This is a genomic window from uncultured Streptococcus sp., assembly GCF_963516575.1.
In the GTDB taxonomy this organism is placed as follows: domain Bacteria; phylum Bacillota; class Bacilli; order Lactobacillales; family Streptococcaceae; genus Streptococcus.
Map to the genome: position 1 here is coordinate 1 of NZ_CAUQCP010000051.1, position 13,040 is coordinate 13,040.

A 13,040-nucleotide genomic window follows, 5' to 3' on the forward strand; every position below is an offset into this window, starting at 1 on the left:
AAAAAAGAAACCCAAATACAGAATTGTATTTGAATTTCTTAACTTAATGACATTGCAAAATCATCCTCGCTCTTTTATTTCTAGGCTCGGGAAAAAATGATTTACAAAATCAACCTCGCTCCTTTATTTCCAGGCTCGGGAAAAAATGATTTACAAAATCAACCTCGCTCCTTTATTTCCAGGCTCGGGAAAAAATGATTTACAAAATCATTTTTTTCTGCTATACTATCACAAGCAAAGGTTTTTAATGTCATCCCGTGAGGTGACGAAGACGCAGAAATACTTGAAACTCTTTAAAGTCTAGATTTTAGAGAAGTCTTACTCTGAGGGCCTATTGCTGTAAAATAATGGGCTCTTTTTTGATGCCCAAAAGTGAGGTTTATATGAAACAAGAATCAACTGTTGATTTGTTACTAGACGTTGACCAACGTCCTTCGGCTGGAAAAGGAATTCTCCTTAGCTTCCAACACGTTTTCGCCATGTTTGGTGCGACCATCTTGGTACCCTTGATTTTGGGAATGCCTGTATCTGTTGCCCTTTTTGCTTCAGGTGTTGGAACACTCATCTACATGATCGCAACTGGTTTTAGAGTTCCAGTTTATCTAGGATCATCATTCGCCTTTATCACAGCTATGTCCCTAGCTATGAAGGAATTAGGAGGGGATGTATCAGCTGCACAAACAGGGGTTATCCTTACAGGTTTTATCTATGTTCTTGTCGCTGCTGGTGTTCGTTTTGCAGGTACAAAATGGATTGATAAACTCTTGCCACCAATCATCATCGGACCTATGATCATCGTTATCGGTCTTGGACTTGCAGGTTCAGCTGTTACCAATGCTGGTCTTGTAGCGGATGGAAATTGGAAAAATGCTCTTGTAGCAGTTGTTACTTTCTTGATTGCTGCCTTTATCAACACAAAAGGAAAAGGCTTCCTACGAATCATTCCATTCCTCTTTGCCATTATCGGTGGTTACCTCTTCGCACTAACTCTTGGCTTGGTTGACTTTACACCAGTTCTTAAAGCTAACTGGTTTGAAATTCCTGGTTTCTACTTGCCATTTAGCACAGGTGGTGCCTTTGAAGAATACAATCTTTACTTCGGTCCAGAAACCATCGCTATCTTGCCAATCGCTATCGTAACAATTTCTGAACATATCGGAGACCATACTGTTTTGGGTCAAATCTGTGGCCGTCAATTCTTGAAAGAACCAGGTCTTCACCGTACTCTTCTTGGTGACGGTATCGCAACTTCTGTTTCTGCCTTCCTTGGTGGACCAGCCAATACAACTTACGGAGAAAATACAGGGGTTATCGGTATGACTCGTATCGCTTCTGTCTCAGTTATCCGTAACGCTGCCTTTATCGCAATTGCCCTTAGCTTCCTTGGTAAATTCACTGCCTTGATTTCAACTATTCCAAATGCTGTACTTGGTGGTATGTCAATCCTTCTCTACGGAGTTATCGCCAGCAACGGTTTGAAAGTCTTGATTAAAGAACGTGTTGATTTCGCTCAAATGCGTAACCTAATCATCGCAAGTGCTATGTTGGTCCTTGGACTTGGAGGAGCTATCCTTAAACTTGGTCCAGTTACCCTTTCAGGTACTGCCCTATCAGCCATGACAGGAATCATCTTGAACTTGATCTTGCCATACGAAAATAAAGATTAAGAATCTAAATACATCAAAAAACGAGCATTTCCAACTACGGAAGTGCTCATTTTTCTTCTTTCTAAAAAAGGAAAGCCCTGCGGCCTTCCCTTGTCTTACTTACGTTTCTTCTTTGCTTTCTTCATTTTATTCGCCATGCGTTTCATGGACTGTTTCATGGCAAATTCGCCAATTTTACCCTTAAGTCCGCCACCAAACATCTGACTCATATCTGGCATTCCTGCTCCTCCGAGAGCTGACAGGTCAGGCATACCGCCTTGTCCCATCATTCCTTCAAGGGCAGACATATCCATTCCTCCCATATTTGGCATATTTTTAGGAAGGTTATTTGGATTGATTCCCATCTGCTTCATCATCTTGTTCATATCTCCAGACATGACACCCTGCATGAGCTGTTTAGCCTGGTTAAAGTCCTTGATGAATTTATTGACTTCGACAAAGGTATTTCCAGAACCTGCAGCGATACGACGGCGACGGCTTGGATTTAACAAATCTGGATTTTCACGTTCTTCAGGTGTCATTGAAGACACAATAGCACGTTTGCGAGCAATCTGACGCTCATCCACCTTCATATTTTGAAGGGCTGGATTGTTGGCCATACCTGGAATCATCTTGAGCAAGTCTTCCATTGGTCCCATGTTTTGCACCTGATCCAACTGATCAATGAAATCATTGAAATCGAAGGTGTTTTCACGCATCTTCTCAGCCATTTCAAGTGCTTTTTGCTCATCGTATTCCTGAGAAGCTTTCTCAATCAAAGTGAGCATATCCCCCATACCAAGAATACGACTTGACATACGGTCTGGGTGGAAGGTTTCAATGTCCGTAATCTTTTCACCTGTACCAGTGAACTTGATTGGTTTTCCAGTAATGTGTCGAACAGATAGAGCAGCACCACCACGAGTATCGCCATCAATCTTAGTAAGGATAACCCCAGTCACTTCCAACTGATCATTAAACTCACGCGCAACATTGGCTGCTTCCTGACCAATCATAGCATCAACGACAAGCAAGATTTCATTTGGTTGAGCCAAGGCTTTCACGTCACGAAGCTCATTCATGAGGAGCTCATCAATCTGCAAACGACCTGCCGTATCAATCAAAACATAATCGTTGTGGTTGGCATGCGCTTGTTCCAAACCTTGACGAACAATCTCAACAGCTGGTACTTCTGTCCCAAGTGCGAAGACAGGAACATCAATCTGTTGTCCCAAGGTCTTAAGCTGATCAATGGCAGCAGGACGATAAATATCCGCCGCAATCATCAAAGGACGGGCATTTTCTTCCTTCTTGAGTTTGTTGGCCAATTTACCCGCAAAGGTTGTTTTACCAGCCCCCTGTAAACCAACCATCATGATGATTGTTGGAATCTTAGGTGACTTGATAATCTCAGCCGTATCAGAACCTAAAACAGCTGTCAGTTCCTCATCAACGATTTTGATAATCTGTTGCGCTGGATTAAGGGTATCAATGACCTCATGCCCAACTGCACGCTCACGAACTTTCTTGATAAAGTCCTTTACAACAGGCAAGGCAACGTCGGCCTCAAGCAAGGCCAAGCGAATTTCTTTGGTTGCTTCTTGGACATCAGCCTCTGAAATTTTTCCTTTTTTACGTAGATTTTTAAAGACGTTCTGCAAACGTTCTGTTAAACTTTCAAATGCCATTTTTCTTCCTCTTATTCTCTATTATCAATGCTTGTTAAAATTTCTATCTGCTCCTGCAGAAAGCTATCTTTGGGATAGCGCTCCAAAATCTGGTCAAAAATTTGACTGCGGACAATGTAATCCGAGTACATGTGCAATTTCATCTCATAATCTTCCAGAATCTTTTCTGTCCGCTTGATATTATCATAGACAGCCTGACGACTGACACCAAATTCCTCGGCAATTTCAGCAAGACTGTAATCATCAGCGTAGTAGAGCTCTATGTAATTCATTTGCTTATCTGTCAAAAGCGCTGCATAAAATTCAAAGAGCGCATTCATACGATTGGTTTTTTCGATTTCCATAACTTTTATTATACCAAAAATTAGCCTAATCTACCACACTAGAAAGCCAATCCAAGAAGACAGCTAGCTAAATTTGAAAAAGACATGAGACTAGCCCCAAGTAATTTCCAATTGATAGCTGGCAAAGGGATGTCCCTCTTGATTTTGTAGTTGATAATCTAGTTCAATCTTTTGCCTATCAACTTGATAGCGACTGGTTTGGATAACAAATTCCTGCATGCCCATAGGTGTAGGGATATAGGCTAAACTATCACTATCCTTTAAAAAGCGCATAGTGGTCTTGGGATTGGAAAAACGACTCATCACCAGTTCTTGATCATGAAATTTAATCACTACTTTTTCCTTTTCCTCATTATAGAAAAGCAGGTAGCTATAATCTCCCTTTTTATGCACTTCTACATCATAAAGCTGGTCAATCACTTCCAACTGCTCATCAAACTGAATCGTATTTCGCATCCGAATCTTCACATCAAGTCCTCTTTCTTCTCTCTTATCCTACTATTTTACCAAAAACTCTAGCTTTTTGCTATAATGGTCATATGAACGAAAAAGTATTCCGTGACCCAGTTCACAACTACATCCATGTCAATAATCAAATCATCTATGACTTGATCAATACAAAAGAATTTCAACGCTTACGCCGTATCAAGCAACTGGGAACTTCCAGTTATACCTTCCACGGTGGAGAACACAGTCGCTTCTCCCATTGTCTTGGAGTCTATGATATTGCTCGTCGCATCACAGAGATTTTTGAAGAAAAATATCCTAAGGAATGGAATCCTGCCGAGTCTCTCTTGACCATGACCGCTGCTCTCCTACATGACCTTGGGCATGGTGCCTACTCCCATACTTTTGAACATCTCTTTGATACAGACCATGAAGCCATTACTCAGGAGATTATCCAAAGTCCTGAGACAGAGATTCACCAAGTCCTACTACAAGTGGCGCCAGATTTTCCAGAAAAGGTTGCCAGTGTCATCGACCATACCTATCCTAACAAGCAGGTCGTGCAACTCATTTCCAGTCAAATCGATGCAGATCGCATGGACTATCTCTTGCGTGACTCCTATTTTACAGGAGCATCCTATGGAGAATTTGACCTGACTCGCATCCTCCGAGTCATTCGTCCTGTCGAAAATGGTATCGCCTTTCAGCGTAATGGCATGCACGCCATCGAAGACTACGTCCTCAGTCGCTACCAGATGTACATGCAGGTTTATTTCCACCCAGCAACACGCGCCATGGAAGTTCTCCTGCAGAATCTCCTCAAACGCGCCAAGGAACTCTATCCTGAAGACAAGGACTTCTTTGCCCGAACTTCCCCACATCTCCTGCCTTTCTTTGAAAAAAATGTGACCTTGTCTGATTATCTGGCTCTAGATGATGGTGTGATGAATACCTACTTTCAGCTCTGGATGACCAGTCCTGATAAGATTCTTGCTGATTTGTCGCAACGCTTTGTCAACCGCAAGGTCTTTAAATCCATTACCTTTTCACAAGAAGACCAAGACCAACTCGCTAGCATGAGAAAATTGGTTGAGGACATCGGCTTTGATCCCGACTACTATACTGCCATTCATAAGAACTTTGACCTTCCTTATGATATCTATCGTCCCGAATCTGAAAATCCACGGACACAGATTGAGATTTTACAAAAAAATGGAGAACTAGCCGAACTCTCTAGCCTGTCTCCTATCGTCCAATCCCTTGCTGGTAGTCGTCACGGAGATAATCGTTTTTATTTCCCGAAAGAAATGTTAGACCAAAACAGTATCTTTGCTAGCATTACTCTGCAATTTTTACACTTGATTGAGAACGATCATTTTACCCCAAATAAAAACTAGAAGAGGAAATTTATGAGTATTAAACTAATTGCCGTCGATATTGACGGAACCCTAGTCAACAGTCAAAAGGAGATTACTCCTGAAGTCTTTTCTGCCATCCAAGATGCCAAAGAAGCTGGTGTCAAAGTTGTCATTGCAACGGGCCGCCCTATCGCAGGCGTTGCCAAACTTCTGGACGACTTGCAGTTGAGAGACGAGGGTGACTATGTTGTGACCTTCAACGGTGCCCTTGTCCAAGAAACTGCTACAGGGCATGAGATTATCAGCGAATCCTTGACCTATGAGGATTATCTAGATATGGAATTTCTCAGTCGCAAGCTCGGTGTACACATGCACGCCATTACCAAGGACGGTATCTACACAGCCAATCGCAATATCGGAAAATATACGGTGCACGAATCAACCCTCGTCAGCATGCCCATCTTCTACCGCACACCTGAAGAAATGGCCGATAAAGAAATCGTCAAGTGTATGTTCATCGATGAACCAGAAATACTTGATGCTGCGATTGAAAAGATACCAGCAGAATTTTATGAGCGCTATTCTATTAACAAATCTGCTCCTTTCTACCTCGAACTCCTTAAAAAGAATGTAGACAAGGGTTCAGCTATTACCCACTTAGCTGAAAAACTCGGATTGACCAAAGACGAAACCATGGCTATAGGCGACGAAGAAAATGACCGCGCCATGCTGGAAGTCGTTGGTAACCCAGTTGTCATGGAAAATGGAAATCCAGAAATCAAAAAAATCGCCAAATACATCACCAAAACAAATGACGAATCCGGCGTTGCCCATGCCATCCGTACATGGGTACTGTAAAATAATTTGAATGTAAAAAAAGCACTCCAGAAGTTAGAGATAATGTACTGCCCCCAAAAGTTAGACAGAAAAATCTTACTTTTGGGGGCAGTTTAATATTCAGTATTTTTGGTTTCTAGTTCTATCCCCTCAATAATTATTAAATCTGAATTAGATAGTACATTATGTAAAACCTTTTTCAATTTTTTATTTTAATACGAATTAATATTATTTTTTTAATGATAATTGATCCACTAATCTTCCTTTATAAATATTGCAGTACTTTTCTTAATTAGCTTTTTTTCATAACTCTTTATAAGAATAACCAATAAACTACTTAGTAATCCCAAAATAACTAGACTTAATCTTGGGTTTAAAAGCCAATTAAAATAAGCGGCCAATATCCCTCCAAAAGGAGCAAAAATGGTAGCTATTACAAAAGAACTTGAAAGTATCTTTCCAATATTATACACAGTACTTTCTTGCTGCTGTATTGTTGTAATCGAAACAGAAGCTATTGTAATTAGTCCACTCAAAATTGAATAACAAATTCCAAAAAATATCCAATTTTCTACCATCCCACTTGCCATAATGACAAGTGGGATTGTTGCCATTGATACATTCATCAAGATAAAGGCATCCTTCTTATTCAAAAAAGTAGAAAGAAAGGTTACTGCTATCAAACTTCCAAATCCAGCAATTGAGTAAACAATCCCAACAAGACTATTTGATAATTTTAATTACGTCCATTTTTTTCTCTCATTAATTGGACATAGCCCTTTGTTTCTATTTTTGAATTTAAAAACGAGAACTCTCCGCACATTTTATCATAAAAATTATTATAATCTTCTTTTGAAAAATCTCCTAAAATCTCTATCTCAAGATAAAATCCAAGACCATCAATCTTATCTAGATTAATCGTTTTATTTTCTAATGCATCATGATAAGTCTTTCTATGTTTACTTATTGTGAAAATATTTGAAAATCCATCTTGCAAGATATTTCTTACAAATTCTAATTTTTCAGATTCTAACTCTATTTCACTTTCACTCCACATTCCTTGTTTTATCGTATCTTTTCTTGTGAAAACACATGCTTTATTATCATCTTCTTGGCGAATTCTGTAGATAAAGCTACCTACCTCATCATTTTCAAATTCTCTTCCTTTTATTTTAAAATATTCATCAACTTGCTTATTTTCACTCTTAAATTTATAAGATTTTTCTAAATATGAAATAGCATTATTATAATCTCTCTCATCGTTTAGTTCAAATCTAACTTCTAATTCATTCATTAAGTTTACCTCTCAATTCTTCAAAGGCTGAAGTCTCTTTACATTCACTCAGTCTATAGTAAGTTTCTGGTGATGTTTTATAGACACAAAGCCTAATATTTTCTTGCACTCATTTTAGCACTTCAATATAATACTGTCAATAATTTTGATAATATTTTTTATTTATTTTTATTAAATACATATTTGTATCTTTTTGTATCTTTTTGGATTAAAAAAGCGATGCTTAATTGAACATCGTCTTTACTATTCTGTTATATCTGCAATGTAATGCTCGATTTTAAGAGCCATTGACATATTTCCCTCAAGCTTATAAAGGAAATAAGCCGTTTCAAAGTACTCTTTTACTGCAACTTTAGAAGAAAAATTCTTACTGACATTTCCCATCAATACATACAAATCAGCCAAAAGATATGTTGTTTTATACGTCTTACATTGCTTTATCGTATCTATGATTTTAGTAATAGCTTCTTCAGTATTATTCTGCAACCATAGATAGCGACAAACATTATAATTAAATTTAATAGAAAGATTTAATTCTTCGATTGTGTTTAACTTGAGTTGATTTACTTGACACTCTAACTTTTCTCGAATTTCATTAAAGCTCTCTAAATCTTCAATATCATAATAAAAATTAAATAGAGTATTTGAAACTTGAAGGCAGAACAGGTCAGTTACATTTAACTGAGACAGTACCTTCTCCAATCTTGCCACAGCCTCCTCTTTTTGCCCATAGAAATAAAAATCTATAAGAGATTTTATCCACTCCATATAAAACTTATCTACTAAAGACAAGCGATGTATCTTTACACTCTCTAATTCATATATATATTTTAAAGACTCATAATTTCGATTTGTGATAAATGTCTGGGCTAACTTTTTAAACTCTGATAACTCATCAATCTCTTCTACAATCTGCTCATTAAAAAAATAGTCTATACTAACTTTTAACTTCTTAGACAGAGCATATAAAAAGTCTGCTCCTGGAGTAAATTCTCCATTCTCTAATCGACTAATCTGTCCCTGTTTACATATCCCCTCAGCCAATTCTCGCTGAGACATTTTTAATTCTTTTCGTCTATTTTTTAATCTTGTTGCTAATAGTGTACCCACGTTTGCATTTTCCTTTTCTATTCGATTTCAATTGTAACATGATTAAATTTTAAATACAAATTAATAAACCAAAAGATACAAATTATATATAAGTAATGACTAGATAGGTTACCTTTTAAAACCTATCCCTTCTTCTTTTGAGATTTTCTTACTTAAACGATTGATAAACGTATTCACTTTAAATGGATTAGATATTAGACTATCATGTTTAAATTTTGTTATTGATATATTTAACAGACCAGAAATAATCTTTTACAACATATCAAATTCAGGGGAACAATAACGATTTTCCCCATTTTTTAGGCTCTCTATTTCATAACAATCAATTCTTTTTGTCACATACCTTAGCCCGAAAAATCCACACCAAATCTTTTTGAAAGTTGTTTAAAGCTTTGTACTTACTTTCTGAGTTCATAGATCTGAACCTTTACCTCATTTGTCCAATTCCATAATAAAAATAAGGACATTCTAACAAAGGAAGTCCTTATTTTTTAACTAATAGATGTCAAAGTTACTATGCAGATCCACTTTATTCTGTACTCATTAATCAAAATATAACTTTTGCTCAAAATTTGCTCAAAAAAGACAAAAAATACTAAATTATTTTTAAAAATGAACTTGTGATAATTGCCTTCAAATAAACATTTTGAATTTTCTTTGTCTTTCTTTACATTTCTAAAAATGCCCCCTGCAGGAATCGAACCTGCAACTACTCCTTAGGAGGGAGTTGTTATATCCATTGAACTAAGGGAGCTAGATAAAAACTCTGCTGAATAAGCAGAGTTTTTTAGTCGAATTAACGACGGATTTCTTTGATACGAGCTGCTTTACCTTGAAGAGCACGCAAGTAGTACAATTTCGCACGACGCACTTTACCGTAACGAACAACTTCGATTTTTTCAACACGTGGAGTGTGGATTGGGAAGATACGCTCAACACCTACACCGTTAGAGATTTTACGAACTGTGTAGTTTTCTGAGATGCCAGCACCTTTACGTGCGATAACAACACCTTCAAAAATCTGGATACGTTCACGGTTACCTTCGACAACTTTCGCGTGTACACGAACAGTGTCACCAGGACGGAATGATGGGATATCTGTACGAAGTTGACCTTCAGTCAAGCTTTGGATTAATGGATTCATTTTATTCTCCTATCTTTGTCAATCTTGAGGAACCTTCCTCAGCGGATAAACTGTATTTTTGTGCGTCCATTACACACAAAATACAGTTTACCAAATTTCCACAAAAAAGTAAAGAAATTTATAGCAGAATTCCTAAAAAAATCGCAATCAAACCACCTAGGTAGGTCAAAGCTAAATAAGAATAAAATACCTTCTCATCACTTAACAGTCTTTGGAGTTCGTCATTCAAGGTCGAAAAAGTTGTCAAACCTCCGCAAAATCCTGTTGCTAGAATAGCATAGACTTCCTTAGATTCCACATGATTGTAGAATAATCCAATTAAAAAACAACCCAAAAGATTAGCTATGAGCGTTCCGAGGGGCAATTTAGAAGCTTGATTATAGCGGGAAAAGAAATACCGTACTAGAGCTCCGAAGCCACAAGCAATTGCAAGATAGACGATTACCATTTCTTCCTCCCTAGAAAATAAGCCAAGAGCAGGCCTCCACCCACGCTTAAAATGAGATACAAGACTAGGCTAAGATAACGCCCTGTATCAAGCAGTTTCACAGCATCAAGCATGAGACTAGAAAAGGTTGTCAAACCACCACAAAAACCTGTACCCAATGCTAAAATAACACCTTTACTTGTCCCCTTATAGACCAGATAGCCCTTGACAAGATAAACCAGGCAGAAAATTCCCAGATAGTTGACAAAGAGAGTGCCCCAAGGAAAGTCAGGACTGGCTGGTAACCAAGTGGAAACTAGGTAGCGGACAAGTCCGCCCAACATAGCAGCTAGAAAAATCCCTTGCGGATAAAATTGTTCTTTTTTCATTTGATATTTTGATCCTGATAATCACGCGAACGTTTGAGTATGTCCGAAAAAGTCGCTACAATAGTCTCCTGATAGCGCTTGTCCTCTACACGACTCCTAACCTTTTCAAAAATAACTGCTTCTCTCTTGGTATCTAAAATCGGTTTACCTGAAGCCTTCTTGTAAGCGACAACCCCTTCAACTAAATGCATTCTCTCTTCTAACAGTTTGACAATTTGGTTGTCGATTTGATCAATCTCTTGCCGAATACTATCTAAATCCATACAGTCTCCTCCTTTATTTGAATTATTGTATCAAAAAGCCACCAAATAGGCTAGTAAAATCCCAAGTCACGGTAAGAAAAATGCACTGATTGATTGCATCAGCGCACGTTTATGCTTATCCTACTTTAGCAGCCAATTCTTCTGCGAATTGTTCCAAGCGTTCAATGTCTTCTTCCTCAGCAGAAAGATCAACTTTAACACACTCTGAACCTTTTTCTGCCCCTGTTGCTACAAAAACGCGGTCAAAGTCATCGACAGCCTTACAGAATTCATCGTAGAAGGTATCTCCTGAGCCGACCACTCCGTAGATTTTGCCATTCAAGTTGAGATCTGCTAGGTCTTCGTAGAAGTCCATCATCTCATCTGGCAATTCTCCATCACCATAAGTATAGGTCGCAACGATAGCGATGTCTGCTTCCAAGAAGTCTGAAGCGTCAACAGTTGTACATTCATCAACATCAACATCCAAGCCCAAGTCACGTAATTTGTCTGCTACAATATCTGCAATTTCTTCGGTATTACCGGTCATACTGGCAAATACAATTTTTGCTAATGCCATATCGTCCTCCTCAATTTATCTTTCTCCATTATATCACATCTTTTTCATTTTAAAAATAAAAATTCTTGTGCTACAATGAAATGAGAAAGAATTGAGGTTATTTATGGAAATTTGCCATCAAATTTTAGAAAAAATTAAAGAATACGACACGATTATCATTCATCGTCATATGAAACCAGACCCTGATGCCTTGGGAAGTCAGGTGGGATTGAAAGCTCTTCTCAAACATCATTTCCCAGAAAAAACCATCAAAGCTGTTGGTTTTAATGAACCAACTCTTACTTGGATGGCTGAAATGGATCATGTTGAAGATAGTACCTACCAAGGTGCCCTTATCATCGTCTGTGATACGGCCAATACTGCTCGTATTGATGATAAGCGCTATAGTCAAGGTGATTTTCTCATTAAGATTGACCACCATCCAAATGATGATGTATATGGTGACCTATCTTGGGTGGATACTAGTTCAAGCAGCGCTAGTGAGATGATTACCCTATTTGCTGAAACAACTCAACTGGCCTTGTCAGATCGCGCTGCTGAGTTGCTCTTTGCAGGAATTATCGGTGATACAGGTCGCTTCCTCTACCCTTCTACCACTGCACGGACCCTCCGCCTTGCTGCTTATTTGAGAGAACATAACTTTGACTTTGCAGCTCTCACTCGCAAAATGGACACTATGAGCTACAAAATTGCTAAACTTCAAGGCTACATCTACGACCATCTAGAAGTGGATGAAAATGGTGCTGCTCGCGTTATCCTGAGTCAGGAAATCTTAAAACGATTCAATGTTACCGATGCTGAAACTGCAGCCATTGTCGGTGCACCTGGACGCATTGACAGTATCAGTCTCTGGGGAATTTTTGTAGAGCAGGCTGATGGTCACTACCGTGTTCGCTTACGCAGTAAAATTCATCCTATTAATGAAATCGCCAAGGAGCATGATGGTGGAGGCCACCCTCTAGCAAGTGGTGCTAATTCCTATAGCCTAGAAGAAAACGAAATCATCTACCAAAAGTTAAAAAACTTGCTTAAAAACTGATAAAATACTTGCCAAACTTTTCAGAATCTGATAGACTAGTATGGTAACAATCTATGGCTCGCAAAGAGACCATGGCAGAAAGGAAATATTGCAAAATGAAAAAAGATATCCATCCAGAATATCGCCCAGTTGTCTTCATGGACACAACTACTGGTTACCAATTCCTTAGCGGTTCAACAAAACGCTCTAACGAAACAGTTGAGTTCGAAGGCGAAACTTACCCATTGATCCGTGTGGAAATTTCATCAGACTCACACCCATTCTACACTGGACGTCAAAAGTTCACTCAAGCAGATGGACGCGTGGATCGTTTCAACAAAAAATACGGTCTCAAATAATGATAGAAAGACAGCTTCGGCTGTTCTTTTTTATTTCTTAAAATCAACTGCTGTTTTCATATTCCAGACTCGTACTCTTCGAAAATCTCTTTGGTAATTTAAGGTAAATTCCCAAACTAAGTTCCACCGCTAATCCAAGTGGAAGTTAGTCTGATAA

16 protein-coding genes and 1 tRNA gene are annotated in these 13,040 nt (G+C 38.4%); 5 read left to right on the plus strand and 12 right to left on the minus strand.

Annotated features, from left to right (window positions below; all coding sequences use genetic code 11):
• Positions 1-383 precede the first annotated feature (383 nt).
• Positions 384-1,667, plus strand: a complete 1,284-nt coding sequence (locus RWM06_RS08370; RefSeq protein WP_313970797.1) for a solute carrier family 23 protein — start codon at positions 384-386, stop codon at positions 1,665-1,667.
• Positions 1,668-1,762: 95 nt separating this feature from the next.
• On the opposite strand, the gene ffh is transcribed toward RWM06_RS08370, so the two are convergent.
• The 3 genes from ffh to RWM06_RS08385 form a co-directional block, all read right to left on the minus strand.
• Entirely contained in the window at positions 1,763-3,334 is a 1,572-nt protein-coding gene (gene ffh, locus RWM06_RS08375) for a signal recognition particle protein (RefSeq protein ID WP_313970798.1), read from the minus strand.
• An 11-nt stretch (positions 3,335-3,345) separates the two neighbouring features.
• A complete protein-coding gene (locus RWM06_RS08380) occupies positions 3,346-3,678 on the minus strand; it encodes a putative DNA-binding protein (protein ID WP_000402073.1) in 333 nt (110 codons plus the stop codon).
• Positions 3,679-3,768: 90 nt separating this feature from the next.
• Positions 3,769-4,146 (minus strand): DUF1934 domain-containing protein, encoded by a 378-nt coding sequence (locus RWM06_RS08385; protein WP_313970799.1) that lies wholly within the window; start codon positions 4,144-4,146, stop codon positions 3,769-3,771.
• Positions 4,147-4,217: 71 nt separating this feature from the next.
• On the opposite strand from RWM06_RS08385, the gene RWM06_RS08390 reads away from it, so the two are divergent.
• Positions 4,218-5,522 (plus strand): HD domain-containing protein, encoded by a 1,305-nt coding sequence (locus RWM06_RS08390; protein ID WP_313970800.1) that lies wholly within the window; start codon positions 4,218-4,220, stop codon positions 5,520-5,522.
• Between the two features lie 12 nt (positions 5,523-5,534).
• Positions 5,535-6,341 carry a sugar-phosphatase gene (gene yidA / locus RWM06_RS08395; protein WP_004261542.1) on the plus strand — a complete coding sequence of 269 codons (807 nt, stop codon included), beginning with the start codon at positions 5,535-5,537 and terminating at the stop codon, positions 6,339-6,341.
• Between the two features lie 233 nt (positions 6,342-6,574).
• On the opposite strand, the gene RWM06_RS08400 is transcribed toward yidA, so the two are convergent.
• The 9 genes from RWM06_RS08400 to RWM06_RS08440 all read right to left on the minus strand — a co-directional run bounded on the left by RWM06_RS08400 (position 6,575) and on the right by RWM06_RS08440 (position 11,506).
• Positions 6,575-6,949, minus strand: a complete 375-nt coding sequence (locus tag RWM06_RS08400; RefSeq protein WP_313970801.1) for a hypothetical protein — start codon at positions 6,947-6,949, stop codon at positions 6,575-6,577.
• Between the two features lie 107 nt (positions 6,950-7,056).
• On the minus strand, positions 7,057-7,614 hold the full coding sequence (locus RWM06_RS08405) for a CYTH domain-containing protein (RefSeq protein ID WP_084926591.1): 558 nt from the start codon (positions 7,612-7,614) through the stop codon (positions 7,057-7,059).
• A 243-nt stretch (positions 7,615-7,857) separates the two neighbouring features.
• On the minus strand, positions 7,858-8,724 hold the full coding sequence (locus RWM06_RS08410; protein ID WP_313970802.1) for a helix-turn-helix transcriptional regulator: 867 nt from the start codon (positions 8,722-8,724) through the stop codon (positions 7,858-7,860).
• 682 nt (positions 8,725-9,406) lie between these two features.
• A tRNA-Arg gene (locus tag RWM06_RS08415) sits at positions 9,407-9,478 on the minus strand.
• 42 nt (positions 9,479-9,520) lie between these two features.
• On the minus strand, positions 9,521-9,868 hold the full coding sequence (gene rplS, locus RWM06_RS08420; protein ID WP_001068669.1) for a 50S ribosomal protein L19: 348 nt from the start codon (positions 9,866-9,868) through the stop codon (positions 9,521-9,523).
• 118 nt (positions 9,869-9,986) lie between these two features.
• On the minus strand, positions 9,987-10,316 hold the full coding sequence (crcB, locus tag RWM06_RS08425) for a fluoride efflux transporter CrcB (protein ID WP_313970803.1): 330 nt from the start codon (positions 10,314-10,316) through the stop codon (positions 9,987-9,989).
• Positions 10,310-10,684 (minus strand): fluoride efflux transporter CrcB, encoded by a 375-nt coding sequence (gene crcB / locus RWM06_RS08430; protein ID WP_313970804.1) that lies wholly within the window; start codon positions 10,682-10,684, stop codon positions 10,310-10,312. The genes crcB (RWM06_RS08425) and crcB (RWM06_RS08430) overlap by 7 nt, the downstream gene beginning before the upstream one ends.
• Positions 10,681-10,947 (minus strand): chorismate mutase, encoded by a 267-nt coding sequence (locus RWM06_RS08435; protein WP_261075886.1) that lies wholly within the window; start codon positions 10,945-10,947, stop codon positions 10,681-10,683. The genes crcB (RWM06_RS08430) and RWM06_RS08435 overlap by 4 nt, the downstream gene beginning before the upstream one ends.
• Positions 10,948-11,062: 115 nt before the next feature.
• On the minus strand, positions 11,063-11,506 hold the full coding sequence (locus tag RWM06_RS08440) for a flavodoxin (protein WP_001162125.1): 444 nt from the start codon (positions 11,504-11,506) through the stop codon (positions 11,063-11,065).
• A 103-nt stretch (positions 11,507-11,609) separates the two neighbouring features.
• Here RWM06_RS08440 and RWM06_RS08445 point away from each other — a divergent pair, with 103 nt between their 5' ends.
• Both RWM06_RS08445 and RWM06_RS08450 read left to right on the plus strand, forming a co-directional pair.
• Positions 11,610-12,545, plus strand: coding sequence for a bifunctional oligoribonuclease/PAP phosphatase NrnA (locus tag RWM06_RS08445; RefSeq protein ID WP_313970805.1), 936 nt, complete (start codon positions 11,610-11,612; stop codon positions 12,543-12,545).
• 95 nt (positions 12,546-12,640) lie between these two features.
• Positions 12,641-12,883 carry a type B 50S ribosomal protein L31 gene (locus tag RWM06_RS08450; protein WP_000710764.1) on the plus strand — a complete coding sequence of 81 codons (243 nt, stop codon included), beginning with the start codon at positions 12,641-12,643 and terminating at the stop codon, positions 12,881-12,883.
• Positions 12,884-13,040: the final 157 nt, after the last annotated feature.